Source organism: Dactylosporangium sp. NPDC005572 (assembly GCF_040605515.1).
GTDB lineage: Bacteria > Actinomycetota > Actinomycetes > Mycobacteriales > Micromonosporaceae > Dactylosporangium.
Genome location: NZ_JBEXCY010000038.1, coordinates 32328 through 57532 on the forward strand (window position 1 = coordinate 32328; position 25205 = coordinate 57532).

Sequence of the window (25205 nt, forward strand, 5' to 3'; positions counted from 1 at the left end):
GGTTGTCACATCGCCCCCGACCGTGGTGGCGCGCCGACTTAGCATTCGGCCATGAGCGCCATGAGCGACCAGACCGACGAGCGCGACGAGAGCGCCGACTACGCCGAGTGGGAGCGGCTCGCGCTGGGTGTGCTGCGCAAGTCGGGCGTCACGGAGGACCGGCCGGTCCGGGAGCTGCTGTCGACCGTCGACTACAGCGGGGTGCCGATCGCGCCGCTGTACACCGGGGACGACCGGGCGCCCGCCGCCGGGCTGCCGGGCGCGCCGCCGTTCATCCGCGGGGCGGGCGACACCGCCGGCTGGGACATCCGGCAGCGGCACGCCGACCCCGACGCCAAGGCCACCCGGGAGGCGATCCTCACCGACCTGGAGAACGGCGTCACCTCGATCTGGCTGGCCGGCATCGCCCCCGGCGACCTGGCCGAGGTGCTCGACGGGGTGCACCTGAACCTCGCGCCGGTCGTGCTCGACAACGGCGCCGCCACGGAGGCCGCGGTGGACGCGTTCCTCGCGCTGCCCGGTGACGACAAGCGCGGCAGCTTCGGCGCCGACCCGCTCGGCTGGCAGGCGCGGACCGGCGAGCCGGCCGACCTCGACCTGCTGCGCCGCCTGAGCGGCAAGGACAGCGACCTGCGGATCGCGACCGTGGACGCCACGGTGTACCACGACGCCGGCGCGAGCGACGCCGAGGAACTCGGGTACGCCGCCGCGACCGGGCTGGCGTACCTGCGGGCGCTGGTGGGCGCCGGGCTGAGCACCGGCATGGCGCTGCGCCGCCTGGAGTTCCGCTACGCGGCCACCGCCGACCAGTTCGCGACCATCGCCAAGCTGCGCGCCGCCCGCCGGATCTGGGCCCGGATCGCGCAGGTCTGCGACGTGCCGCACCTCGGCGCGCAGCTGCAGCACGCCGTCACCAGCGACGCGATGATGACCGCCCGCGACCCGTGGGTGAACATGCTGCGCACGACGCTCGCGTGCTTCGGCGCCGGGGTCGGCGGCGCCGCCGCGGTCACCGTGCAGCCGTTCGACGCGCGGCTCGGGCTGCCCGACGGGTTCGCCCGGCGGATCGCGCGCAACACGCAGTCGCTGCTCATCGAGGAGGCCGGGGTGGCCCGGGTGCTCGACCCGGCCGGCGGCTCATGGTTCGCCGAGTCGCTCACCGACGCGCTCGCCCACGCCGCCTGGGACGTGTTCACCGAGGTCGAGCGGGCCGGCGGGATGGCCGCGGCGCTCCGCGGCGGGCTCGTCGCCGACCGGATCGAGGCCACCTGGCAGCGGCGGGCGGAGAACATCGCGCACCGGCGCGACCCGATCACCGGCGTCTCGGAGTTCCCGCATCTGGAGGAGCGCCGGCCGCAGCGCGCCCCCGCCCCGCCGCCTCCCACGGGTGGACTGCCGAGGCGGTGGTACAGCGAGCGCTTCGAACTGCTGCGGGACGCGGCGGAGGCGGCCGGGACGCCGACGGTGCCGCTGGTGACGCTGGGCCCGCCGGCCGCGCACTCGGCCCGCGCGTCGTTCGCCGCCAACCTGTTCGCGGCCGGCGGCATCCGGACCGTCCACAGTGGACCAGAGGCGGTCACGGGCGGCGTCGCCTGCATCTGCGGTTCCGACCGCTCCTATGCCGACGACGCCGCCGCGACCGCCGTACAACTGAAACGACAAGGTGTGAGCAGGGTCTGGCTCGCCGGAAAACCGGCCGGCTACGAGGGTGTCGACGCGTACCTGTTCGCCGGGTGCGACGCGCTGGACGTCCTGCGGCAGACGCATCAGGACCTGGGAGTGGTGGCGCTGTGATTCCCGACTTCTCCGAGGTCGCCCTCGGCACCCCACGGGTCGACGAGAGCGCCGCCCGGCCCGGCGCCGAGGCCTGGCACACGCCGGAGGGCATCGACGTCAAACCCGTCTACACCGCCGCCGACCTCGACGGTGTCAACCTCGGCACGCTGCCGGGGATCCCGCCGTACCTGCGCGGCCCCTACCCGACGATGTACACGACGCAGCCGTGGACGGTGCGGCAGTACGCCGGCTTCTCGACCGCCGAGGAGTCCAACGCCTTCTACCGGCGCAACCTCGCCGCCGGCCAGAAGGGCCTGTCGGTCGCGTTCGACCTGGCCACCCACCGCGGCTACGACTCCGACCATCCGCGCGTGGCCGGCGACGTCGGGATGGCCGGCGTGGCGATCGACTCGATCCTGGACATGCGGCAGCTCTTCGCGGGCATCCCGCTCGACCGGATGAGCGTCTCGATGACGATGAACGGCGCGGTACTGCCGGTGCTCGCGCTCTACATCGTCGCCGCCGAGGAGCAGGGCGTCGCCCCGGAGCAGCTGTCCGGGACGATCCAGAACGACATCCTCAAAGAGTTCATGGTCCGCAACACCTACATCTACCCGCCCGCGCCCTCCATGCGGATCATCAGCGACATCTTCGCGTACACCTCCCGGCACATGCCGAAGTTCAACTCCATCTCGATCTCGGGCTACCACATCCAGGAGGCCGGGGCGACCGCCGACCTGGAGCTGGCGTACACGCTCGCGGACGGCGTGGAGTACCTGCGGGCCGGCCGGGACGCGGGCCTCGACGTGGACGTGTTCGCGCCGCGGCTGTCGTTCTTCTGGGCCATCGGCATGAACTTCTTCATGGAGGTCGCGAAGCTGCGGGCCGGCCGGCTGCTGTGGGCGCGGCTGGTGCGCGAGTTCGGCGCCACGAACCCGAAGTCGCTGAGCCTGCGCACGCACTGCCAGACGTCGGGCTGGTCGCTCACCGCGCAGGACGTGTTCAACAACGTGGTGCGCACGTGCGTCGAGGCGATGGCCGCGACCCAGGGGCACACCCAGTCGCTGCACACCAACGCGCTCGACGAGGCGCTCGCGCTGCCGACCGACTTCTCGGCCCGCATCGCCCGCAACACCCAGCTGCTGCTCCAGCAGGAGTCGGGCACCACGCGGGTGATCGACCCGTGGGGCGGCAGCGCCTACGTCGAGCGGCTCACGCACGACCTCGCGGCCAAGGCGTGGGCGCACATCGAGGAGGTCGAGCGGGCCGGCGGCATGGCCCGGGCGATCGACGAGGGCATCCCGAAGCTGCGCATCGAGGAGGCGGCGGCCCGGACGCAGGCCCGCATCGACTCCGGTCGGCAGCCGGTGATCGGCGTCAACAAGTACCGCCCCGACGCCGACGAGCCGATCGAGGTGCTGAAGGTCGACAACTCGGCGGTGCGCGCGCAGCAGATCGCGCGCCTGGAGCGACTGCGGGCCGATCGCGACGCCGACGCGTGTGCTGCTGCCCTGGCGGCGTTGCGTGAGGGCGCCGCCGGCGGCGGCAACCTGCTGGAGCTGTCCGTGGCCGCGGCCCGCGCGCACGCGACGGTCGGCGAGATCTCGCTCGCCCTCGAGGAGGTCTTCGGGCGGCACACGGCGCAGATCCGTACGATTTCCGGCGTGTACCGCGACGAGGCCGGCAACGTGACCAACATCGAGCGGGTGCGCGCCGCCACGGCCGAGTTCGCCGAGGCCGAGGGCCGCCGCCCGCGCATCCTGGTCGCCAAGATGGGCCAGGACGGCCACGACCGCGGCCAGAAGGTGGTGGCGACCGCCTTCGCCGACCTCGGCTTCGACGTCGACGTGGGCCCGCTGTTCCAGACGCCGGCCGAGGTGGCCCGGCAGGCGGTCGAGGCGGACGTGCACGTCGTGGGCGTCAACTCGCTCGCCGCGGGGCACCTCACGCTGGTGCCGGCGCTGCGCTCGGAGCTGGCCGCGCTGGGCCGCGACGACATCATGGTCATCGTCGGCGGCGTGATCCCGCCGCAGGACCACGACGAGCTGCGCGCCGCCGGCGCCGCGGCGATCTTCGGCCCGGGCACCGTGATCGCCGACGCGGCGCTGGACCTGTTGGGAGAGCTGCGATCGCGCCTGCGCCACTGACCTCGTACGTCGAGGGCGTCCTGGCCGGCGAGCGCGCCTGGATCGCCCGGGCGATCACGCTGGTCGAGTCCACCCGGGCCGACCACCGCCCGCTCGGCCAGGAGCTGCTGGTCGCGCTGACCCCGCACGCCGGGCGGTCCCGGCGGATCGGCGTGACGGGCGTGCCCGGCGTGGGAAAGTCGACGTTCATCGACGCGTTGGGCACCCAGCTGACCGGGGACGGGCACCGGGTCGCGGTCCTGGCCGTCGACCCGTCGTCGACCCGCACCGGCGGCAGCATCCTCGGCGACAAGACGCGCATGACCCGCCTGGCCGTCGACCCGGCCGCGTTCGTGCGCCCGTCGCCCACCTCCGGCACGCTGGGCGGCGTCGCGCGGGCCACCCGCGAGGCGATGGTGGTGGTCGAGGCGGCCGGCTACGACGTGGTGCTCGTCGAGACGGTCGGGGTCGGGCAGTCCGAGACCGCGGTGGCGGACATGGTGGACTCGTTCCTGCTGCTGGCCCTGGCCCGCACGGGCGACCAGCTCCAGGGCATCAAGAAGGGCGTGCTGGAGCTGGCCGACGTGATCGCGGTCAACAAGGCCGACGGCCCGCACGAGGCCGACGCCCGCAAGGCGGCCCGTGAGCTGGCCGGCGCCCTGCGGCTGCTGCGCCCGGGCGGCGCCGGCGCCGACTGGTCGACGCCGGTCGTGACGTGCAGCGGCCTCACCGGCGCCGGGCTGCCGGCGTTGTGGGGCCTGCTGGAGTCGCACCGGGACCACCTGGAGCGCGACGGCGGCCTGGCCCGGCGGCGTGAACGCCAGCAGGTGCAGTGGATCTGGTCGACCGCCCGCGACGCGCTGCTCGACGGCCTGCGCACGAACGCGGCCGTGCGGGCGCTCGCGCCGCAGGTGGAGGAGCAGGTGCGGGCCGGCACGCTGACGCCGGGGCAGGCCGCGGACGCGCTGCTCGCCGCCTACCGCTCGCCGGCGCCCTAAGGCCTGTTTCATACCTGAGGCCGGGCTGCGGCGGGCCCAGATATGAAACAGGCCTTAGACCTCGACGGGTTCTCCGGTCTCCAGGTCGACCACGGAGATGGCCTCCATCGGACAGGACGCCACCGCGTCGAGGACGGCCTCGTCGTCGGGGTCGACGTCGGTGGTCACCGGGTGGGCGCGGCCCTCGGCGTCGTCGAGCTCGAAGCGGTCGGGCGCGATGCCGACGCAGCTGCCGGAAGCGATGCACGTGTTCGCCACGGTGATCCGCCACATGGGACCAACCTATCGAACTCCGCCACTGTCCGTCGTCCTGTACCCAAACGGCAATTTCCGAATGCAATCGCTCATGATTTCAACGACTCATTGAAAGACTCGAACTTCCGCGCGTAGCCTGTGCTCCGGAGCCGCCGCCCGCGCGATGCATCGCCCGTGATGCATCGCGCCTGATGCATCAGCCTTGGTAGATCACCGTTTCGGGAAGGTGCACGCCATGTCGACGACCTACCCCGGCACCATCCCGTTCCGCACCGGCCGCGCCGCCGAGGGCCCGCTCATCTGGGGCCAGCTCGCCATCTGGAACGTCCTGCGCTGGCTCCCGCCCGACGACACCACGCTCAACCTGCTCGTCGAGGTCCCCGTCCCGCCCGGCCGCGACCTGCCGGCCGTGCTCGACGCGCTGCGGACGCTCGTCGAGCGGCACGACTCGCTGCACACGGTGTACCTCGACGGCCCGCTCCAGCGCGTCCTTCCCCAGGGCGAGGTCCCCCTGGAGGTCCACGAGCTGGGCGACCGCGGCTCGGCCGAGGCCGCCGCCGAGCTCGGCGAGGCCCTGCGGGTGCGGTGGTTCGACATGGCCGCCGACCTGCCGCTGCGGGTCGCCGTGCTGGTCCGCGACGGCGCGCCGCAGACGGTGCTGCTCGCGGCCAGCCACATGGCGGTCGACGGGTGGAGCTTCGCGATCGTCCGCGGCGACCTGGCGAACCTGCTCGCCGACCCGCCGGTCGTCGTCGAGCCCGGCCAGCAGCCCCTCGAACGCGGCGAGTACGAGCGGTCCGCCGTCGGGCGGCGCCGGGCGGCGAAGGCGCTGGCGTTCTGGGAGAAGCACCTCGCCGAGATCCCGGCGAGCATGATCGAGAGCATCCGCGACGGCCGGCCGCCGAACCTCGACTGGGGCCTGATCCAGTCGCCGGCCCTCGCCCTGGCCACCAACGACCTCGCCGCCCGCCACGGCGTCCCACCGGCGACCGCTCTGCAGGGCCTGACGGCGCTGCAGCTCGCGGCGTACACCGCCGAGCGGGAGACGTTCCTGCGCTCGATCGTGTCGACCCGGTTCCGGCCGGCGAGCCGCGGGGTGGTCGCCGCGTTCAACCAGAACGCGCTCTTCCGGCTCGACTGCGACCCGGCCGGGTACCGCGACGAGACGGTCGGCGGCCTGCTGCGCCGCTCGGCGGACGCGGCCCTGACGGCGTACGCCCACTGCGAGTACGACCCGCTCGACCTCGACGCCATGTTCGTGGCGGTCGCCGAGCGCCGCGGGATCACACCGGACGGCTACTGCTTCTTCAACGACACCCGCTTCGTCCTGGACCGGTCGCCGGGACACCTCGTGCCGCCGGCCGAGCTGGCCGAACGGATCCAGGCGGCGCTGCCGGCGACGAAGCTGCGCTCCCCGGTGATCGACCGCCGGCCGATGCACGCCAACTTCTTCATGTTCCTGATGGATCTGGGCGACACCGCCGAGCTCATGTTGTGCGTCGAGCACGGCTTCCTGGGCCGCCGCGGCCCGCTCGGCTTCCTCACCGACCTGGAGCGCCTGGCGGTCCGCGCGGCCACCGACGACCAGGTCACGACGGCCGCGCTGTACACGGCGGCCCGCTGAGCGGCGGTCGGCCACCGGGCAGATGCGGACAGGTGGTGCGATGGGGGAATTTCGGGGTGATTAGGCTCCGGGAGGCCCCACATACCGGTGAGGCTGCCGCCGAGTCGCATCATGCGAGCCGGGGACCCATTGTGTCCTGTTTGGGGTGAATCCGCGCGCATCGAGCGCGGTAGGGGCGACTGTTCCGTTCCGAATCCGTCAGCTAACCCGGTAGGCGGCCGATGGAGGGAACAGTATGTCCAGACCTCCGTGGATCGTCGCCGCCGTGTGCGCGCTGGCGGTCCTGTTGACACCGAACGCCGTCTCGGCCGCACCGACGCCCGGGGACGAAGGCGGCACCACCGAGCTCATGCAGAAGCTCGACACCGCGAACCGGGCGTACATCGACGCGCAGAACGCGCTCGCCGCCTCCCAGCAGCGCCAGGCCGGGCTCGCCGCCCAGCAGGCCGAGCTGGAGCCGCGGTACGAGAAGCTCCGCGACGAGACGCAGTCCATCACGATCGCCGCGTACCAGAACGGGGGCGGGCTGCGCAGCGCGTCCTCACTGCTGGACAGCGCCTCGCCGGGGGTCTTCGCCGACAAGGTGAGCACCCTGGAGGTCCTCGCGCGGCAGAACGCCGCGCAGCTCAAGCAGCTGTCGTCGCTGCGGGAGCAGCTCGGCGGTACCAAGGCCACCATCGACGCCGAGGTGGCCAGGCAGCAGGCGCAGCTCGCGGTGATGGCGAAGCAGAAGACCGAGGTCGAGCAGGCCCTCGTGGCCGCGCAGAACAAGGCCGCGCAGAAGGGTCTCGACACGGCGACGACCACGAGCGCCAACGCGCCGTCGACGAACGCCGAGCCGGCGCCGCGGCGGGCCGACGGGTCGTGGCCGGCCGAGTCGTGCTCCGCCGACGACCCGACCACGAAGGGCTGCCTGACCCCGCGCACGCTGCACGCGCTCCAGCAGGTGCAGAAGGCCGGGTTCAAGCACTTCGTGTCGTGCTGGCGACCACCGGGCGAGCCTTACGAGCACCCCAAGGGCCGGGCGTGCGACTTCGCGGCCGACACCAGCGGCTTCGGCGGGGTGGCGACGGGCGCGTCGAAGGAGTACGGCACGCAGCTGGCCACCTGGCTGGTCCGCAACGCCAGCGCGCTGGGTGTCATGTACGTGGTCTGGTTCCGGCAGATCTGGACCCCGGCCGCCGGCTGGCACGCGTACAACAGCGGCAACGGCGACCCGAGCTCCGACCACACCAACCACGTGCACCTCTCAGTGTATTGATCAGTGCATTGATCGGAGGGCGCCCAGCAGCGCCTCCACCGCCGGCTGCCCGGCCCGGCCCGCCGTCACGAGCGCATCGAGGCGGCGGGCCCCGGCCCCGGGCAGGTCGGTGACCCGCACCCGCGACCGGTCGACGGCCCGCAGCGCCAGGCCGGGCGCGATCGACGCCCCGTGCCCGGCCGCGACCAGGGCGAACACCGCCGGGTAGTCGACGCAGGTGTGGACTCTGCGCGGCGTGAAGCCGCGCTCGCGGCCCAGCCGCTCCAGCACCTGGCCCGTCGTCGAGGACGGCGGCCCGGCGATCCACGGCCGGTCCGCGAGGTCGCCGTAGCCCTGCACCGCCGGCCAGCCGACCGGGACCAGCACCCGGTACGGGTCCTCGACCAGCGGTACCACCGTCACACCTCGCCGCTGTTCGAGGCCGAGGCCGGCGTCCCGCTCGGTGATCGTGACGTCGAGGCCGCCGAGCCGCAGCTCGCGCAGCGCGGCGGCGCCCTCCAGCTCGGTGATCGAGCAGACCACGTCGGGGTGGTCCCGGGCCAGGCCGGCCATCGCCGGGATGAGCAGGTGCTGGATCACCGTCGAGAACGCGGCGACCCGCACCCGGCCCGCGGCCCGGCCGGCCATCGCGGCGAGCTCCCGCTCGGCCTCGGTGAGCTGCTGCTCGATCGCCTCGGCCCGTGCGGCGAGCACCCGCCCGGCCGCGGTCAGCTCGGCCCGCCGGCCCGATCGGTCCACGAGCGGCCGGCCGACCGCGTGCTCCAGCTGGGCGAGCTGCTGGGAGACGGCCGAGGGCGTCACGTGCAGGGCCGCGGCCGCGCCGGCGAGGGTGCCCCGGCGGGCGATGGCGGCGAGCACGAGGAGCCGGCGCGGATCGAGCTCCATGGGTTGAGCCTCGCTTAAGTTGTACTGTAGAAATCCTCGCTCGCACGTTAGCTCAACTGCATGCGAACATGCTTCGGTGAGCCTGCAACTCCTCGTGTCCGTGATCGGCTGGGCCGGCGCCGCCGCGCTCGTCGCCGCCTACGCCCTCGTCTCCGCCAAGCGCGTCGCCGGTGACGGCGTGACCTTCCAGGCGATGAACATCGCCGGCGCGTTCGCGCTCGCGCTCAACTCGGCCGTCAACGGCGCCTGGCCGTCGGCCGTGCTCAACGTGGTCTGGGTCGGTATCGGCGGGGTGGCGGTGTTCCGCCTGGCCCGCGCCCGGTCACAGCCGGCCTGAGTACCAGGGCGTGCGGACCTTGTAGAAGACGAACTCGCCGGACGCCGCGCAGGCCACGTACTTGTGGCTCCAGGTGCACGAGTCGAGCCGGACGTCGAGGTCGCCGAGCTGGCGGGAGCGCGCGTTGCCGGCCTGGACGCCGGTCCACGGGAACGGCCCGGACGCCGGCACCTCGAGGGGGAACAGCAGGTAGCTGCCCTCGTCGAGGCGGGCCGCCTGGGTGCCGGGCCAGCTGGTGACGATCTTTCCGGTCGTGTCGACGAGCGAGGAGCGCTTCCCGTCGCCGGTGCCGTGCCGCAGCATCACCCGGTCGCCGACCGGCACCAGGTGCCCGGCGTGGTCGGCGTCGAGCCGCCAGTCGGGCTTGCCGGTGCGGATGTCGAGCGCGGTGACGTGGCGCTCCTCCCCCACGCAGACCCGCCGCTCGCCGCACACGGTCAGGAACGTGGGCAGCGACCCGGCCTCCGGCGGCGACCAGCTCCACTGGGGCTTGCCGAGGGCCTTGCGGTCGTAGGCGCGCACCTGGCCGCTCTGCCGGTTGGCCACGAAGACCTGCTCGTCGTACGGGTACACGAGGTCGTCGGGGCCGGCCAGCCCGGTCGCGGCCGAGAGCGCCTTGCCGCTCGACAGCCCGACGACCTCCAGGCCGCCGCCGGGGGTGGCGCGCACGATGTGCGGGTCGACGGTGAACGGCTCGTCGAGCTGCACGCCGTCGACCGAGGTGGGGACCTGCTGGCCGCTCCAGTTGTCGACCAGCCACCAGCTGCGCGGGCCGCCCGGCTGGTCGAGGGCGGCGATCTCCTTGGCCGTGCCGACGTCGATGATCGACAGCTTGTGGTCGCTGTCGCGGTACCGCAGGAAGTACTTGCCGACCAGGACCCACACGTCGCGCTCGGCGACCTCGAACGTCGCGAACGGCACGCCGTTGGACGCGTTGAGCAGGGTCACCGTGCGCACGCCGTCCTTGTCGGGCCGGCCGGTGACCTCGACCGAGCCGCGGGCGCCGCGGAACGTGTCGACCTCGGTGAGCGAGCTGTTGACCCAGATGGGCTTGCCGGGCTCCTCGACGTCGACGGCGCGCAGGTCGAAGTGCCCGCCGCCGGTCGGGTGGCCGATGAAGGCGCGGCCGCCGTCGAGGTAGGCCCGGGTCGCCCCGGGGCCGGCGGCCTGGTAGCCGACGGCCGCCACGCGGGTGAGCCGGTCGAACGCATACGGCTGCTGGTTGAGCCGGTAGACGACGAGCCCGGCGGTGAGCAGCACGGCGAGCACCAGCACGATCGCGGCGGTCCAGCGGGCACGCCGGGAAAGCCACAGCGACCGGCGCGGGCGCAGGTCGTCGGCAAGGGCGTGCGTGTGCACTTGCCGACCTTACCGTGCCGGGCTACGGAAGCTGTTGCGGCACTACGCCAAGCTGTGGCGGCACTACGCGAAGCTGTTGGGGCCGAGCAGCGCCTTCAGGTCGCCCTTGAGCGCGGTCGTGTTGTCGACCCGGTAGGGGCCGAGGCGCAGCAGGGTGACCCGCGAGCCGTTGAGCAGCTTCACGTGGACCTCGGCCTTGCCGGGGTGGTTGACCAGGATCTCCTTGAGCCGGTCGACGAGTGGCGGGGTGCACCGGTTGGCCGGCAGCGACAGCACGACCGGCCGGTTCTCCTCCGCCGTGCTCACGTCGGGGATGGACAGGTCCATCGCCATCAGCCGGGGCGTCTCGTCGCGCCGGTCCACCCGCCCCTTCACCACGACGATCGCGTCCTCGGCGATGTACTGGCCGACCAGCTCGTACGTGTTGGGGAAGAAGAGCGCCTCGACGGCGCCGCCGAGGTCCTCCAGCGTCGCCGACGCCCACGGCTTGCCCTGCTTGGTGATCCGCCGCTGGACGCCGGTGAGCATGCCGGCCAGGGTGATCACCGCGCCGTCGGGGACGGCGCCCTCCTCGGAGAGGCTGCTGATCGCGGTGTCGGCGGCCTTCGACAGCACCGACTCCAGGCCGAACAGCGGGTGGTCGGACACGTACAGGCCGAGCATCTCCCGCTCGAAGGTGAGCAGCTCGCGCTTGTCCCATTCGATCTGCGGGATCGGCTGGGTCATCACCGCGCCCGCGCCGCCGCCGTCGTCGGCCGCGCCGAACGCGTCGCCGAACAGGTCGAACTGCCCGATGGCCTCGTTCTTCTTGATGTCGGCGTAGGCGTCGATGGCGTCGGCGTGGATCGCCAGCAGGCCGCGCCGCGGGTGGTCCATCGAGTCGAACGCGCCCGCCTTGATGAGGGATTCAATGGTCTTCTTGTTGCAGGCGACGGCGTCGACCTTGCTGAGGAAGTCGTGGAAGTCCTTGTACGGCGCGGCGCGGCGGCACCGCACGATCGCGTCGACGACGTTGTGGCCGACGTTGCGCACGGCGGCGAGGCCGAAGCGGATGTTGTTGCCGACCGGGGTGAACGGGCCGGCGGACTCGTTGACGTCGGGCGGCAGCACCTCGATGCCCATGCGGCGGCATTCGCTGAGGTACAGCGCCATCTTGTCCTTGTCGTCGCCGACGCTGGTCAGCAGGGCCGCCATGTACTCGGCCGGGTAGTTGGCCTTGAGCCAGGCGGTCCAGTACGACACCAGGCCGTAGCCGGCGGTGTGGGCCTTGTTGAAGGCGTAGTCGGCGAACGGCACGAGCACGTCCCAGAGCTTCTGGATCGCCTCGTCGGAGTACCCGTTGCCGCGCATGCCGTCGCGGAACGGCACGAACTCCTTCTCCAGGACCTCCTTCTTCTTCTTGCCCATCGCCCGGCGCAGCAGGTCGGCCTGGCCCAGCGTGTAGCCGGCGAGCTTCTGCGCGGCGCGCTGCACCTGCTCCTGGTACACGATGAGCCCGTACGTCGGGCCGAGGATCTCCTTGAGCGGCTCCTCCAGCTCCGGGTGGATCGGGATCATCTCCTGCTGCCCGTTCTTGCGCAGCGCGTAGTTGGTGTGGCTGTTGGCGCCCATCGGACCGGGCCGGTACAGCGCCAGCACCGCCGAGATGTCCTCGAAGTTGTCGGGCTTCATCAGCCGCAGCAGTGAGCGCATCGGGCCGCCGTCGAGCTGGAACACGCCGAGCGTGTCGCCGCGGGCCAGCAGCTCGTAGGCCGCCTTGTCGTCGAGCGTCAGCGACAGCAGGTCGACCTTGCGGTTGTGGTTGCGCTCGATGTTCTTGACCGCGTCGTCGATGATCGTGAGGTTGCGCAGGCCGAGGAAGTCCATCTTCAGCAGGCCGAGCGTCTCGCAGGTCGGGTAGTCGAACTGCGTGATGATCGCCCCGTCGGCGTCGCGCCGCATCAGCGGCACGTGCTCGATGAGCGGCTCGGCGGACATGATCACGCCCGCGGCGTGCACACCCGTCTGGCGGATCAGGCCCTCGAGCCCCTTGGCGGTGTCGACGACCTTCTTGACGTCCGGGTCGCTGTCGTACAGCTGGCGGAACTCCACCGCCTCGGAGTACCGCGGATGGTTCGGGTCGAAGATGCCCGTCAGCGGGATGTCCTTGCCCATCACCGCCGGCGGCATGGCCTTGGTGATCCGGTCGCCGACCGCGAAGGGGAAGCCGAGCACCCGCGCCGAGTCCTTGATGGCGGCCTTGGCCTTGATCGTGCCGAAGGTGGCGATCTGGGCGACGCGGTCGTCGCCCCACTTCTCGGTCACGTACCGGATGACGTCGCCGCGCCGGCGCTCGTCGAAGTCGATGTCGATGTCGGGCATCGAGATGCGGTCGGGGTTGAGGAACCGCTCGAAGATCAGGCCGTGCGGCAGGGGGTCGAGGTCGGTGATGCCCATCGCGTAGGCGACCAGGCTGCCGGCCGCCGAACCACGCCCCGGCCCCACCGCGATGCCCTCGTTCTTGGCCCACAGGATGAAGTCGGAGACGACGAGGAAGTAGGCCGGGAAGCCCATCTTCACGATCATGTCGGCCTCGTACTCGGCCTGGTTGCGGTGCTCCTCGTCGTAGCCGTTCGGGAAGCGGCGCTGCATCCCGCGCCAGACCTCGGCCCGGAAGAACGACTCCTCCGTCTCGCCCTCCGGCACCGGGAAGCGCGGCATGAGGTTGCGCGACTCGAACATGCCGGTGGTGTCGACCCGCTCGGCGACGAGCAGTGTGTTCCGGCACCCCTGCTGCCACAGGTCGGACGTGTCCACGGCGCGCATCTCGTCGGCCGACTTGAGGTAGTAGCCCGAGCCGCCGAACTTGAACCGGTTGGGGTCGTTGACGTTCGACGCGGTCTGCACGCACAGCAGCACGTCGTGCGCCTCGGCCTGGGTCTCGTGCGTGTAGTGCGAGTCGTTCGTCACCACCGGCGGGATGTTCAGCCGCTTGCTGATCTCGGTCAGCCCCTCGCGCACCCGCCGCTCGATGTCGAGGCCGTGGTCCATGACCTCGAGGAAGTAGTTCTCCTTGCCGAAGATCTCCTGGTACTTGGCGGCGGCCTTCAGCGCCTCGTCGAACTGGTCGAGCCGCAGCCGGGTCTGCACCTCACCCGACGGGCAGCCGGTGGTGGCCATCAGGCCCTCGGCGTGCTCGGCGATGATCTCCGCGTCCATCCGCGGCCACTTGACGAAGTGTCCCTCGATCGACGCCCGCGAGTTGAGCCGGAAGAGGTTGTGCAGGCCGGTGCTGTTGCGCGCCCAGATGGTCTTGTGCGTATACCCACCCGAGCCGGACACGTCGTCGTTCTTCTGGTCGGGCCGCCCCCAGCGGATGCGCTGCTTGGTGAGCCGCGACTCGGGCGCCACGTACGCCTCGACGCCCAGGATCGGCGTCACGCCGGCCGCCTTGGCCTTGGTGTAGAAGTCGTAGGCCCCGTGCATGTTCCCGTGGTCGGTGATCGCGACGGCGGGCATGCCGAGCCGGTTGGCCTCGGCGAACATCTCCTTGAGGCGGGCCGCCCCGTCGAGCATGGAGTACTCGGTGTGCACGTGGAGATGCACGAACGAGTCAGCCATGCTGCGCCTCCTGGAGTTGTCGGGTGCCAATGTTCCGGCGGACTACCCTAGCCCCTCTCGCGGGGTCGGCGGGCGGGGCGACACACCCTTCACTCAGAGCAGTCCCGCGCTCACGAGCCCACGACGTAACGCCCGCCACACTCACGCCCCGCCACTCGGCCGGCGCCGCCGCACCGCGGCGCCTCGCCTGCGGTGCCGAGACCGCGATCGCCGCCGGCGGGCCATGATCATGGGAAACAATTGGCCGTCGGGGCAGCCAAAAGTTTCCCTCGATCATGACCGCCGTCGACGCCTGGCGGCCGCTCGACGCGCCGCGTGCCGAGCATTGATCATGAAAGACTCAAAAGGGGAAAATCGGATCCCCGGAAAAGTGTCGGACCCTCCTGTTACACCAGAGTCATGGGGATCCGAACCGGGCGTGGAGTGAGCGTCGAAGAGGCGCTCCGGATGGTTCTTACGTTGCCCGAGGTCGAGCAGCGGCAGCACGGCAACCACATCGGGTTCCGCGTGCGCGACCAGGGCTTCGCCTACCTGTGCGCGGACGACGGCACGATGCTGGTCAAGGCCACGCGCGAGGAGCAGGCGGCGCTGGTCGAGGACGACCCGCGGGCCTACAAGAAGGCGCGCACGTGGGGCCGGATCGGCTGGGTCCAGGTGCGGTTGCGCAAGGCGCACGAGGACGAGGTCGCCGACCTCATCACGGAGGCGTGGCGGATGACGGCGCCGCCGCAGATCGTCGCGAACGCCGGCCTCACGGTGATCTGACGGAAGGGGGTCGGCGCAGCGCGGACGGGACGGTCGCCGTCAGGCCGGCTGCAAGCGCGGGTGAACCCGGCAGTGTGGCCGGCCGCGGCGAAGCGCTTCATGGTGTGCGGGGGACCACGCGCACCTGAGGCCGACCTGCGGCCCGGCCGAAGGGCACCCGGGACCACCGGGCGCCCCGGCGCCGGGCGGCGGCGGGAGCGGGAGCGTCCGACCGCCGCACACCGACCGCAAGCCGACACAGCAAACCCCGTTGCGAGCCCGCCGACCCAGCAGTATGGTTCTTCTCAAGACGAGTAAGACTCAGTGAGAGAAAGACTCGAACCGAGAAGGACCAGGGACCAGTGGACGAAGCCGAGTTCCTCGCCAGCTACGACCCCCGGGCCTACCCGCCCGTGGCGGTGACCGTCGACGTCGTCGCGTTCACCATCCGCCAGGACGAGCTCACCGTCCTGCTCGTGCGCCGCGCCTGCCCGCCGAGCGAGGGCATGTGGGCGCTGCCCGGCGGGTTCGTGCGCGAGTGGGAGGACCTGGCCACGGCCGCCGCCCGCGAGCTGGCCGAGGAGACCGGCGTCGCCACCGCGCACCGCCGGCTGCACCTGGAGCAGCTCGGCACCTACGGCGCACCCGACCGCGACCCGCGCATGCGCGTCGTCTCGGTCGCGTACCTGGCGTTCGCCCCGCACCTGCCCGACCCGGTCCCCGGCAGCGACGCCCGGGTGGCGGCCTGGACCCCGGTGCACGAGGCGACCGACCTGGCCTTCGACCACGCCACGATCCTGGCCGACGGCCTGGAGCGGGCCCGGTCGAAGCTCGAGTACACGCCGCTCGCGACGAAGTTCGTCGACGACGAGTTCACCGTCGCCGAGCTGCGGGGGGTGTACGAGATCGTGTGGGGCGAGCCCCTGCACGCCGGCAACTTCCACCGCAAGGTGCTGTCGGTGCCCGGCTTCGTCGAGAGCACCGGCGGCGTGACCGAGCGCGGCGGCGCCCGCGGCGGCCCCCGCGCCAAGCTGTACCGGGCCGGCGACGCCCGGCTGCTGCACCCGGCCCTGCTCATGCCGAGCCGGGAGGAGACCGTGCGATGACCCCGCTGGAGGCGATCGCCTACGTCGAGACGGCCACCGCCGAGGAGCTCTTCGGCGGCGCCGACCCGGCCCGGCAGTACCGCAGACTCGCCCGCCTCACGCATCCCGACACCGCCGGCCCGGGAGGGGCCAGGGCGTTCGCGCGGCTCGCCGAGCTGTGGCACCGCCGCGGCACGATCCACAGCCCGCACGGGCGGTACTCGACGAACCACCGGGACTTCGAGGGCGACCTGGCCAACCTGTACCGCGTCCCCGAGGGCCACCTGAAGCTGGTGCGCGACCCGTCGTGCAACGACCTCATGGCCCGCGAGGCGAAGGCCCTGCGCCGGCTCGCCGAGCACGGCGACCCGAGGTACCTGCCGTACGTGCCGAGGCTGGTGGACAGCTTCCGGCACAAGGACGCCGGCGTGGTCCGCCGGGCCAACGTCATCGGCACCTCGGCCGCGGGACCACTGCACAGCCTGGCCGACGTCGCCACGAAGAGGCCGGACGGGCTCGACCCGCGCGACGCCGCGTGGATGTGGCGGCGGCTGCTGGTCGCGCTCGGCACGGCGCACCGGGCCGGCGTGGTGCACGGTGCGGTACTGCCGGAGCACGTCCTCATCCAGGCCGAGGACCACGGCGTGATCCTCGTCGACTGGTGCTACAGCGCCGCGGAGCCCGGCGAGCGCATCGCCGCGATCGTCCCGCGCCACCGCGACTCCTACCCGCCCGAGGTGCTCGCCAAGGAGACCCCGGGCCCGTTCACCGACCTGGCCATGGCCGCCCGGCTCATGGCCGGCCTGATGGGCGACCGCGCACCGCAGCCGCTGCGCCGGTTCGCCGACGGCTGCCGGCTCGCCGCGCCGCGCCAGCGCCCCGACGACGCGTGGCGGCTGCTGGCGGAGCTCGACGAGCTGCTGCACCGCCTGTACGGCCCCCGCAAGTTCCGACCATTCACCCTGTAGGTCACGCAGAAAGGGAGCACCATCATGGGAAGCGGGATCTGGTCCACCGACGTCTACGACGCCGCCGACCGCTACCGGCGCGCCACCGGCGCGAGCGCCTTCGCGTACAGCGACTCCGGCGCCCGCAGTACGCACAAGTCGCTCGACCCGAAGGGTGTCGGCCTCCGCGAGAGCCGGGACTCGGACGAGCACCCGAACTCGGTCGCGATCGCCGTACTGTTCGACGTGACCGGCTCGATGGGGTCCGTCCCCCGGGTCCTCCAGCAGAAGCTGCCCCAGCTCCTCGGCCTGCTGCTGCGGAAGGGGTACTGCACCGACCCGCAGATCCTGTTCGGCGCGATCGGCGACGCCACCTGCGACCGGGCGCCGCTGCAGGTCGGGCAGTTCGAGTCGGACAACCGGCTCGACGAGGACCTCGGGCGCTTCCTGCTGGAGGGCGGCGGCGGCGGGCAGATGACCGAGTCGTACGAGCTCGCGATGTACTTCATGGCCCGCCACACCGGCATCGACTGCTACGAGAAGCGCGGCCGCCGCGGGTACCTCTTCATCATCGGCGACGAGCAGGCGTACCGGAAGGTGAAGCCGGACGAGGTCGAGCACGTGATCGGCGACAAGCTCGCCGAGCCGATCGCCCTGCGGGCCATGGTGGACGAGCTGCGCCAGATGTACGACACGTACTACATCCTGCCGGCCGGCGCCTCGTACGCCGGGAACTCGACGATCCTCGACTTCTGGCGCAACCTGCTCGGCCAGAACGTCATCGAGCTCGACGACCTCGACGCGGTGTGCGAGACGATCGCGCTCACCGTCGGGCTCGGCGAGGACGCGATCGACCTCGACGAGGGCCTCGACGACCTGCGCGACATCGGCTCGGCGTCGACCACGACCGTCGGCAAGGCGCTCGCGCGCATCGGCGGCGACCGCGGCCCGGTCGCGACCGGCACCGCCCCGGCCGACCTGGCCGCGCCCGCGGCGGTGGACCGGCTGTAATGCACGTCATCGTCGTCGACCTCGGCTTCGGGGACTGCGGCAAGGGCACCGTCGTCGACTGGCTGTGCGCCACGCGCGACGTCCACACTGTCGTGCGGTTCAACGGCGGTGCCCAGGCGGCCCACACGGTGGTGCTCGCCGACGGCCGCAAGCACACGTTCGCGCAGTTCGGGTCGGGCACGCTGCGGGGCGTGCGCACCCACCTGTCCCGCTTCGCGGTCGTCGACCCGCTCGCGCTCGTCACCGAGGCGGAGCACCTGACCGCGCTCGGCGTCCCGGACGTGTGGCGCCTCCTCACGGTCGACCGGTCGGCGCTGGTCTCGACGCCGTACCACCGCGAGGCCAACCGGGCCAAGGAGCGCGCCCGGGGCGCCGGACGGCACGGGTCGTGCGGGATGGGCGTCGGCGAGTCCATGGCGTACGCGCTGGCGCACCCGGACGATGCGCTCCGCGCCGGTGACTGCCTCGATCCGGCGGAACTGCGGCGCAAGCTCGCCCTGCTGCGCGACCGCCTCGGCGGCGGCGGGCCGCCGGTCGACGACTGCGCGCGGGCCTACGAGGGGTTCGCGGCGACGGTCGCGATCGTCGAGGGCATGCGCTTCGACGACGGCCCCTGCGTGTTCGAGGGGGCTCAAGGTGTACTGCTGGACGAGTGGCACGGCTTCCACCCGTACACGACCTGGAGCACCACGACGTTCGCGAACGCCCTCGAACTGCTCGGCGGCCGCCCGGCGTACCGGCTCGGCGTGCTGCGGACGATCACCACGCGGCACGGAGCCGGGCCGCTCGTCACCGAGGACCCGCAGCTCGCGATCACCGACCCGAACAACCCGGCCAACCCGTGGCAGGGGGCGTTCCGGGTCGGGCACTTCGACGCCGTCGCCCACCGCTACGCCCTCGACGTGGCGGGCGGGGTCGACGGACTGGCCCTCACGCACCTGGACCTGCCCGTGGACCGGATGTGCACGAGCTACGGCGGGGTGACGCTGCGGGCCGGCCCACCCGGCGACCTCGCGCGGCAGTCGCTCGTCACGCAGTCACTCGCCCGGGCGGCGCCGCGGTACACGAGCGTCACCAACTGGAAGCAGGCCGTGGAGGACACGCTCGGCGCGCCCGTCGTGGTGCAGTCGTGGGGCCCGACGGCTGAGGACAAGACGACCCTGCACCTCAGCCGCACCACAGCCACACCTCAGCCCGTCGTGTGAGGCCCGGCCCCCTCCTCGGAAGGGATGCCGGACGGCGCGTCGCTACCGCTGGGGTGCCCGCTCGCGGCGGACCACCGGGCGGCGGCCCTTCAGGGTCGTGCGGCGCAGGGTGTCGATCACCTCGTCGACGGACGTGTCCGGCACCTCGACCAGCGCGAACCGGTCGGCGATCTCGATCGCGCCGATGTCGCGGCCGGTCAGGCTCGACTCGCCGGTGATCGCGCCCACCAGGTCCTGCGGGCGGATCCCGGCGCTGCGGCCGGCGCCGACGAACAGCCTGGTCATCCCGCCCGGCGGGAGGCGCCGCTCGCGGCCCCGGGCGCCGCGGGCGTCGGCGTCGCGGACGCTGACCCGACGGCCGGGCCGCTCCCCGGGCCGCTCCCCCTCGCGCTCGCGCGGTGCCCGGAGGGTGATCTCGGGGATCTCCTCCTCGTCGCCGTCGCCGACGCTGCCCGACTCGTGTGCCAGCTTCACGGCGGCGAGTGCGATCTCCATGAGGTCGAACTCGTCCGTGAGCGTCTCCACGACCACCCGGAAGCGCTCCAGGTCGCGGTCGGCGATGAGGCTCTCGTGCAGCGCCGCGCGGGTCAGCTCCAGCCGCCGGGCCCGCAGGTCGGCGACGGTCGGCACCTTCTCGATCGTGATCCGCTGCTTGGTGACCCGCTCGATGGTCTTGAGCATCCGGTGCTCGCGCGGCTCGGCCAGGGTGATGGCGACACCCTCGCGGCCGGCCCGGCCGACCCGGCCGATGCGGTGCACGTACGACTCCGGGGCCGACGGCACGTCGTAGTTGACCACGTGGGTCAGGTGCTCGACGTCCAGCCCGCGGGCGGCGACGTCGGTGGCCACCAGCAGGTCGGCGGTGCCGTTGCGCAGCCGGGCCATCACCCGGTCGCGCTGCTCCTGGCCCATGCCGCCGTGGAGCGCCTCCGCGCGGTACCCCCGCCCGTTCAGCGTCTCGGTGAGCTGGTCGACCTCGTCGCGCGTGCGGCAGAACACGATCGCCGCGCCCGGCGCCTCGACGTCGAGGACCCGTCCCAGGGCGGCCGGCTTGTACGCGCGGGACACCATGTAGGCGACCTGGCGGACCAGCGGCGCCTCACCCGCGGGGGTGGGCTCGCGGCCGATCTGGATCCGGATCGGGTCCGTCAGGTGGCTGCGGGCCAGGCCCTCGATCCGGGGCGGCATGGTCGCGGAGAACAGCACCGTCTGCCGGTCCTCCGGGGTCTCCTGGAGGATCGCCTCGATGTCCTCGGCGAAGCCCATGTCGAGCATCTCGTCGGCCTCGTCGAGCACCACGACGCGCAGGTCGTGCAGGCGCATCGTGCCCCGGCCGATGTGGTCCAGCGCCCGGCCCGGGGTGGCGACCACCACGTCGATGCCCTGCTCCAGCGCCCGCAGCTGCCGGCCGATCGGCTGGCCGCCGTAGATGGGCAGGACCCGGGTGCCGATCTCCCTGCCGTACCGGTGAATCGCCTCCGACACCTGGACCGCCAGCTCCCGGGTGGGCACCAGCACCAGCGCCGACGGGTTGTCGCCCCCGGGCGCGGGCATGTTCTGCAGCAGCGGCAGGGCGAACGCGGCGGTCTTGCCCGTGCCGGTCGCCGCCTGGCCGAGCAGGTCGCGCCCGGCCAGCATGGGCGGGATCGCCTCCCGCTGGATCGGCGTGGGCTCCTCGTAGCCGAGCCCGGTCAGGGCTTTGAGCAGCTCGTCGCGCAAACCGAGGTCAGCGAAGCCGGTGGTGTCCTCGTCGTGTGTGCTCGCGGTCACGGCGGCGCTCCTCAGTTGGCGATTTTACTAAGCATCCCAGGCGGGCAGTTCCCACCGGTGGCGTGGTCGGTCTCTGTGATCTGCAACTGGTACGACGAGCAGATCGTCGGTGCGGGCAAACAGCCGCTGCTCTTGCTGCTCGCGGGCCTCGTGGGCGGGTTCGCAGCGATCCGCACGAGCACCCGCATGATCCGGGCACAGGTGAAGTGGTGGCCCGGCAACCTTACGGCGGGCGGCGTTCACTTGCATCATGAGTTCTTCGGTGTACTGCTGATGCTCGTCACCGGAGCGCTGTCGTTCGCCGGCGTTCCGTTCCGCGACGCCCTCGCCTTCGGGTTCGGTGTCGGCGCCGGTCTGGTCCTCGACGAGTACGCGCTGTTGCTGCACCTGCGCGACGTGTACTGGACGCGGGAGGGCCGCAGCTCGATCGACGCCGTGATCGCCGCCACCGTCGTGACGGGCATGCTCGTGATCAGCACCGTGCCGTTCGGGCTCGACAACGTGGAGAGGCGGGAGGCGACGACCCGGTGGGCGGTGGTCGGCGTCGTCTGCCTGAACCTCGCCCTGACCATCATCACCGCACTGAAGGGTAAGCCGTGGCTGGCGCTGCTGAGCGTGGCGACGCCGTTCGCGGGGGTGATCGGGGCGCTGCGCCTGGCCACTCCGTCGAGCCCGTGGGCGCGGTGGCAGTACGGTCCGCGGCAGCTGGCGCGCGCTTCGGCGCGGGCGGAGGCGTGGTCGCGGCGGAAGGACCGGCTGATCACTATGCTGGGCGGGGTGGCAACGTCTGACAACTGGTCCGCCCAGCGCGCCCGGGCGATCGCGCACCACGGCGCCGCCCTCGATCAGCGGCGGGCGGCGGAGGCCGCCGAGGCCACGGCGCAGATCGCCGCCTTCGTCACCGAGGCGCGCGAGGCCGGCCTGCCGGCGGAGCCGCTGAAGGCCCGCTCGTACGGCGGCCGCACCTACCGCACGCGGCTGCGCGGCTGGTACCTGAACCCGGCGCGCACGATCGCCGTCGGCGAGGACGGCCGGTACTACTCGCTGCTCGTGCCCACCTCGGCCACCGGCTGGCTGACGGGCGTCACGGTCGAGCCGCAGCCGCCGCGCCTGATCGTCGGCGAGGGCGCCCGCGACGGCGAGTCCATCCCGCTCGCCACGCTGCTGCAGCGCCGCCTATCCGGGAAGCCGTAGGTACTCCGGCGGCACCTCGTCGGTGAGCCACACCCCGTTGTCGGAGCGGAAGAACATGTGGCCGTCACGGCCCATCTGCCCGGCGAGCACCGTGAAGATCACGATCGCCCCGCCGCGCCGCATGCCGACCCGCCGCGCGGTCTCGGTGTCGGGCGAGAGGTGCACGTGGTGCCGCCCGCCCCGGTTGAGCCCGCTGGCGAGAATCGACTCCCGCACGCCCGAACTGGTGCCGTGGAACAGCACCTCCGGCGGCTCCGCGGCCTGCAGCCCGAGCTCGACGGGCACGGAGTGCCCCTGGCTCGCCCGGATGCGCTCCACCCCGTCGTCCCCGAGGACGACGGCGAACCGCTGCTTGTCGTTCCCGGCCACGACGGTGTCGAGCGTGCTCCGGTCGATCCCCATGGCGGCGAGGAACTCCGGCACCGGCACCCAGCCGGCGGCGTCGAGGGTGAGGCCGACCCGCGCGGGGTCGTGGCGGAGGACCTTCGACATCCGCTTGCTCACTTTGACCATCTGATCTCTGTCCATCTCACCCCCATTCTCCCCACCGCTGTCCACCGATTTCGCGTCAGCCGGTCGCTTCCCGGGGCCGGAGGCCGTCGAAGATCACCTGGGCGGCCCGGCTGCCCGCCCCCGCGTACTCCACCGCCCGCGAGGCCCCGACCAGCACCGCGATCACCTCTCCGGCACCCACGTCCGGTCGCACCGCCCCGGCCTCTTGCGCCCGGGCGAGCAGCACCTCGACGGCGGCCCACAGCTCCCGCCCGACCTCGGCCACCGCGCTCTCCACGTCGACCCCGGCCCCGGCCAGCGCCCCGGCGAACGCGTTCTTCGTCGCGCTCTGCCCGACGACGAGCTCCAGGAACCCGAAGAACGCCTCCCCCGGCTCCCCACCCCCGACCCGCTCCCGGGCGACGTCCGCCAGCCTCCGCATCCGTTCGACGAGCACCGCCTCCAGCAGCGCCTCCTTCGTCGGAAAGTGCCGGAACACGGTCCCGATCCCGACCCCGGCCCGCCGCGCCACCTCCTCGGTCGAGGCCCCGACCCCGTGCTCGGCAAACACCGCTTCGGCCGCCTCGAGCACCCGCCCCCGGTTCCGCCGGGCATCGGCCCGCAACGGCTTCTCGTTGACAACCGGAGTAGCCGCTCCGTATCTTCTAATCGGAGTCACGAGTCCGATTATACGGAGGTACCAGATGCTCCTCTCGGTCGTCCTAGGCTTCGTAGCCGGCTTCTTCGCGGGCAACGGCCTCCCGTACTACCTCCAGGGCAGCACGGGCGAGGGCCACAACCCGTCCCCGTTCCGCGACAGCCCAGCCGTGAGCGTGCTGACGGGCTGGGGCGCGTTCATGATCGCGGGGGCGGCGTGGTGGCAGGCGGACGCGGCCGCCCATCCGGCGGCCGCCTGGCTGGCCGCGGCGGCCGGCGTCCTGGCCGTGGGCCTGATCCACACCCGCACCTGGCGCGACCCCAACCCCTGGGGCAAGCGCACCCGCCACCCCTGACGGTGGGTTGACCGTGGAAACCGTTCGTCGCCAGGGCAGCGCGAGGTTTCCACGGTCAGCTTCGGTCGACGTCGCGAGGATGGCGACGCGCAGGACGCGCTCGGCCTCCGTGGCGCGCCTCTGTGGCGCACCTCTGTGGCGCACTTCGGCCAGGCGTCGTTGAGGGCGGCGCTCTGGGGTCGGCTCGCCGCGGTGGCCGGCCGCCCGGATGCCGCCCCACCATGACGAACGTCCGCGGCTGGCTATGGAGCGGCAGCCGGGGGCCGGTGCGGCCTCAGCCCCGGTGGACCACCCGATCGGGCCGAAGCACGACGGTCCGCCCACGCAGCCACCGCCGAAGCCCACCCGACGGATCCAGTTCCGGCGTCACCTCGATCGCCCGCCCGACGACCGGACCGGAGGCCTTCCCGAAGTACAGCGTCGCCCACCCACCCCCGAGCACCTCGTCGAGCCGGACGGTCCGCCCCTTCTGAACCACGGAGGGTTGCGGCGCAAGACGCCCGGCCCGCCGCCCGCGACGGGCGAGGCGCAATGGCGGGCTGGTCGAGCGCAGCGCGAGCCCCTTCAGCCCCGGCAGCCGCCAGATCGCCCCGAGCACGACCCGCCGCACGGCCGCCGCACGGTCCTGCCCGCCGGTCATCGCCCACCCGGCCACGATCGCGAGCCGGATCTGCGCCAGGGCGTGCGGCTTGCGCTCCGCCTCGTACGTGTCGAGCAGCCGCGGGTCACCGTCCGCCAGCTTCCACGCCAGGTTGTACGCGTCGCGCAGCCCCGCCCCAAGCCCCTGCCCGATGAACGGCGGCGTCTGGTGCGCCGCGTCACCCAGCAGGAAGACCGGCCCGGCCCGCCACCGATCCGCGATGCGGGCCCGGAAGATGTACTCCGCCCGCCGAACCACCCGCACCCCGATGGTACCCAGCCAAGGTGTCAGCAGCGTGTCAAGGTCCACAGTGGACTCACCCGGATGGAGCCGAAACTCCCAGCGGTACCGCAGCATCCCCAACTGCATGAACGTCGCCGCACGCCGGGGGTCGCACACCTGGTGCACCCCGCCCCAGGCACCGAGATCACCGTCGCAGACACCGTCGACGACGAGCCACCGCTCCTCGAACCGCAGATCCTCCAGCTCCGCCCCGATGATCCCGCGCACGGTGCTGTTCGCCCCGTCACACCCGAGCACGACATCGGCACTCACGGACCGCTGCTCGCCGCTCCGGATGACGGTGTACTGCACGCAAGCCGCCCGCCCGCCCCACCCGCGCTGGTCCTCCGCCCCGCCTTGGTCCCCCGCCCCGCCTTGGTCCCCCGCCCCGCCTTGGTCCCCCGCCCCGCGTTGGTCCCCCGGCCCGCCTTGGTCCCCCGGCCCGCCTTGGTCGCCCACGCCGCCTTGGTCCCCTGCCCCGCGTTGGTCGCCTGGCCCTTGGTTCCCCGCCCGACCTTGATCCCCCGGCCCACGCAGATCCCCTGGCCCACGCAGATCCCCTGGCCCACGCAGATCCCCTGGCCCACGCAGATCCCCTGGC

At 72.5% G+C, this 25205-nt stretch carries 21 protein-coding genes and 1 riboswitch; of the genes, 13 read left to right on the top strand and 8 right to left on the bottom strand.

Annotated features, from left to right (window positions below; genetic code table 11):
* Positions 1–51: 51 nt before the first annotated feature.
* From ABZS66_RS20540 to meaB, 3 genes are read left to right on the top strand one after another with little or no spacing between them, the layout of a single operon-like run.
* Complete coding sequence (locus tag ABZS66_RS20540) at positions 52–1794, top strand: methylmalonyl-CoA mutase subunit beta (RefSeq protein ID WP_354759863.1); 1743 nt, start codon at positions 52–54, stop codon at positions 1792–1794.
* Positions 1794–3923, top strand: a complete 2130-nt coding sequence (scpA, locus tag ABZS66_RS20545; RefSeq protein WP_354759925.1) for a methylmalonyl-CoA mutase — start codon at positions 1794–1796, stop codon at positions 3921–3923. The genes ABZS66_RS20540 and scpA overlap by 1 nt, the downstream gene beginning before the upstream one ends.
* A gap of 20 nt (positions 3924–3943) precedes the next feature.
* Entirely contained in the window at positions 3944–4900 is a 957-nt protein-coding gene (meaB, locus tag ABZS66_RS20550; protein WP_354759927.1) for a methylmalonyl Co-A mutase-associated GTPase MeaB, read from the top strand.
* A gap of 54 nt (positions 4901–4954) precedes the next feature.
* Here meaB and ABZS66_RS20555 read toward each other — a convergent pair whose 3' ends face one another.
* Positions 4955–5173 carry a ferredoxin gene (locus tag ABZS66_RS20555; protein WP_354759865.1) on the bottom strand — a complete coding sequence of 73 codons (219 nt, stop codon included), beginning with the start codon at positions 5171–5173 and terminating at the stop codon, positions 4955–4957.
* A 217-nt stretch (positions 5174–5390) separates the two neighbouring features.
* Here ABZS66_RS20555 and ABZS66_RS20560 point away from each other — a divergent pair, with 217 nt between their 5' ends.
* Both ABZS66_RS20560 and ABZS66_RS20565 read left to right on the top strand, forming a co-directional pair.
* Positions 5391–6779: a condensation domain-containing protein gene (locus ABZS66_RS20560; RefSeq protein WP_354759867.1), complete on the top strand. Its 1389-nt coding sequence runs from the start codon at positions 5391–5393 to the stop codon at positions 6777–6779.
* 87 nt (positions 6780–6866) lie between these two features.
* Positions 6867–7012: riboswitch (cyclic di-AMP (ydaO/yuaA leader) on the top strand.
* Between the two features lie 2 nt (positions 7013–7014).
* On the top strand, positions 7015–8040 hold the full coding sequence (locus ABZS66_RS20565; RefSeq protein ID WP_354759869.1) for a hypothetical protein: 1026 nt from the start codon (positions 7015–7017) through the stop codon (positions 8038–8040).
* On the opposite strand, the gene ABZS66_RS20570 is transcribed toward ABZS66_RS20565, so the two are convergent.
* Positions 8041–8925 (bottom strand): LysR substrate-binding domain-containing protein, encoded by an 885-nt coding sequence (locus ABZS66_RS20570; protein WP_354759871.1) that lies wholly within the window; start codon positions 8923–8925, stop codon positions 8041–8043.
* 76 nt (positions 8926–9001) lie between these two features.
* On the opposite strand from ABZS66_RS20570, the gene ABZS66_RS20575 reads away from it, so the two are divergent.
* Positions 9002–9262: a hypothetical protein gene (locus tag ABZS66_RS20575; protein ID WP_229834097.1), complete on the top strand. Its 261-nt coding sequence runs from the start codon at positions 9002–9004 to the stop codon at positions 9260–9262.
* Here the strand turns inward: ABZS66_RS20575 and ABZS66_RS20580 are convergent.
* Together ABZS66_RS20580 and dnaE are read right to left on the bottom strand one after the other, a co-directional pair.
* Positions 9248–10621 (bottom strand): PQQ-binding-like beta-propeller repeat protein, encoded by a 1374-nt coding sequence (locus ABZS66_RS20580; RefSeq protein ID WP_354759874.1) that lies wholly within the window; start codon positions 10619–10621, stop codon positions 9248–9250. The two genes, ABZS66_RS20575 and ABZS66_RS20580, sit on opposite strands and share 15 nt — an antisense overlap.
* Positions 10622–10684: 63 nt before the next feature.
* Positions 10685–14221 carry a DNA polymerase III subunit alpha gene (gene dnaE, locus ABZS66_RS20585; RefSeq protein ID WP_354759876.1) on the bottom strand — a complete coding sequence of 1179 codons (3537 nt, stop codon included), beginning with the start codon at positions 14219–14221 and terminating at the stop codon, positions 10685–10687.
* 399 nt (positions 14222–14620) lie between these two features.
* Here dnaE and ABZS66_RS20590 point away from each other — a divergent pair, with 399 nt between their 5' ends.
* The 5 genes from ABZS66_RS20590 to ABZS66_RS20610 all read left to right on the top strand — a co-directional run bounded on the left by ABZS66_RS20590 (position 14621) and on the right by ABZS66_RS20610 (position 19213).
* Positions 14621–14986, top strand: coding sequence for an MmcQ/YjbR family DNA-binding protein (locus tag ABZS66_RS20590; RefSeq protein WP_354759877.1), 366 nt, complete (start codon positions 14621–14623; stop codon positions 14984–14986).
* A gap of 341 nt (positions 14987–15327) precedes the next feature.
* Positions 15328–16071, top strand: a complete 744-nt coding sequence (locus ABZS66_RS20595; protein WP_354759879.1) for an NUDIX domain-containing protein — start codon at positions 15328–15330, stop codon at positions 16069–16071.
* Positions 16068–17018 (top strand): lipopolysaccharide kinase InaA family protein, encoded by a 951-nt coding sequence (locus ABZS66_RS20600; RefSeq protein WP_354759881.1) that lies wholly within the window; start codon positions 16068–16070, stop codon positions 17016–17018. The genes ABZS66_RS20595 and ABZS66_RS20600 overlap by 4 nt, the downstream gene beginning before the upstream one ends.
* 24 nt (positions 17019–17042) lie before the next feature.
* A complete protein-coding gene (locus tag ABZS66_RS20605) occupies positions 17043–18008 on the top strand; it encodes a hypothetical protein (RefSeq protein ID WP_354759883.1) in 966 nt (321 codons plus the stop codon).
* Positions 18008–19213: an adenylosuccinate synthetase gene (locus ABZS66_RS20610; protein ID WP_354759885.1), complete on the top strand. Its 1206-nt coding sequence runs from the start codon at positions 18008–18010 to the stop codon at positions 19211–19213. Before ABZS66_RS20605 ends, ABZS66_RS20610 begins: the two co-directional genes overlap by 1 nt.
* 42 nt (positions 19214–19255) lie before the next feature.
* On the opposite strand, the gene ABZS66_RS20615 is transcribed toward ABZS66_RS20610, so the two are convergent.
* Positions 19256–20983: a DEAD/DEAH box helicase gene (locus ABZS66_RS20615; protein WP_354759887.1), complete on the bottom strand. Its 1728-nt coding sequence runs from the start codon at positions 20981–20983 to the stop codon at positions 19256–19258.
* Positions 20984–21058: 75 nt separating this feature from the next.
* Between ABZS66_RS20615 and ABZS66_RS20620 the strand changes: the two genes are divergently transcribed.
* On the top strand, positions 21059–22177 hold the full coding sequence (locus ABZS66_RS20620) for a hypothetical protein (protein WP_354759889.1): 1119 nt from the start codon (positions 21059–21061) through the stop codon (positions 22175–22177).
* On the opposite strand, the gene ABZS66_RS20625 is transcribed toward ABZS66_RS20620, so the two are convergent.
* Together ABZS66_RS20625 and ABZS66_RS20630 are read right to left on the bottom strand one after the other, a co-directional pair.
* Positions 22160–22705: an RNA 2'-phosphotransferase gene (locus tag ABZS66_RS20625; protein WP_354759891.1), complete on the bottom strand. Its 546-nt coding sequence runs from the start codon at positions 22703–22705 to the stop codon at positions 22160–22162. The genes ABZS66_RS20620 and ABZS66_RS20625 overlap by 18 nt on opposite strands.
* A gap of 40 nt (positions 22706–22745) precedes the next feature.
* Positions 22746–23294 carry a helix-turn-helix domain-containing protein gene (locus ABZS66_RS20630; protein ID WP_354759893.1) on the bottom strand — a complete coding sequence of 183 codons (549 nt, stop codon included), beginning with the start codon at positions 23292–23294 and terminating at the stop codon, positions 22746–22748.
* A 79-nt stretch (positions 23295–23373) separates the two neighbouring features.
* Between ABZS66_RS20630 and ABZS66_RS20635 the strand changes: the two genes are divergently transcribed.
* Positions 23374–23682: a hypothetical protein gene (locus ABZS66_RS20635; protein ID WP_354759895.1), complete on the top strand. Its 309-nt coding sequence runs from the start codon at positions 23374–23376 to the stop codon at positions 23680–23682.
* Positions 23683–23956: 274 nt separating this feature from the next.
* Here the strand turns inward: ABZS66_RS20635 and ABZS66_RS20640 are convergent, their stop codons facing one another.
* Entirely contained in the window at positions 23957–24877 is a 921-nt protein-coding gene (locus tag ABZS66_RS20640) for an FAD-dependent monooxygenase (RefSeq protein ID WP_354759897.1), read from the bottom strand.
* Between the last annotated feature and the right edge of the window lie 328 nt (positions 24878–25205).

Bases quoted from the DNA above. Each gene is read 5' to 3' on its own strand.
- ABZS66_RS20540 (WP_354759863.1), top strand. From the start codon at position 52: ATGAGCGCCATGAGCGACCAGACCGACGAGCGCGACGAGAGCGCCGAC.
- ABZS66_RS20555 (WP_354759865.1), bottom strand. From the start codon at position 5,173: ATGTGGCGGATCACCGTGGCGAACACGTGCATCGCTTCCGGCAGCTGC.
- ABZS66_RS20560 (WP_354759867.1), top strand. From the start codon at position 5,391: ATGTCGACGACCTACCCCGGCACCATCCCGTTCCGCACCGGCCGCGCC.
- ABZS66_RS20565 (WP_354759869.1), top strand. From the start codon at position 7,015: ATGTCCAGACCTCCGTGGATCGTCGCCGCCGTGTGCGCGCTGGCGGTC.
- ABZS66_RS20570 (WP_354759871.1), bottom strand. From the start codon at position 8,925: ATGGAGCTCGATCCGCGCCGGCTCCTCGTGCTCGCCGCCATCGCCCGC.
- dnaE (WP_354759876.1), bottom strand. From the start codon at position 14,221: ATGGCTGACTCGTTCGTGCATCTCCACGTGCACACCGAGTACTCCATG.
- ABZS66_RS20590 (WP_354759877.1), top strand. From the start codon at position 14,621: ATGGGGATCCGAACCGGGCGTGGAGTGAGCGTCGAAGAGGCGCTCCGG.
- ABZS66_RS20600 (WP_354759881.1), top strand. From the start codon at position 16,068: ATGACCCCGCTGGAGGCGATCGCCTACGTCGAGACGGCCACCGCCGAG.
- ABZS66_RS20605 (WP_354759883.1), top strand. From the start codon at position 17,043: ATGGGAAGCGGGATCTGGTCCACCGACGTCTACGACGCCGCCGACCGC.
- ABZS66_RS20610 (WP_354759885.1), top strand. From the start codon at position 18,008: ATGCACGTCATCGTCGTCGACCTCGGCTTCGGGGACTGCGGCAAGGGC.
- ABZS66_RS20625 (WP_354759891.1), bottom strand. From the start codon at position 22,705: ATGGACAGAGATCAGATGGTCAAAGTGAGCAAGCGGATGTCGAAGGTC.
- ABZS66_RS20635 (WP_354759895.1), top strand. From the start codon at position 23,374: ATGCTCCTCTCGGTCGTCCTAGGCTTCGTAGCCGGCTTCTTCGCGGGC.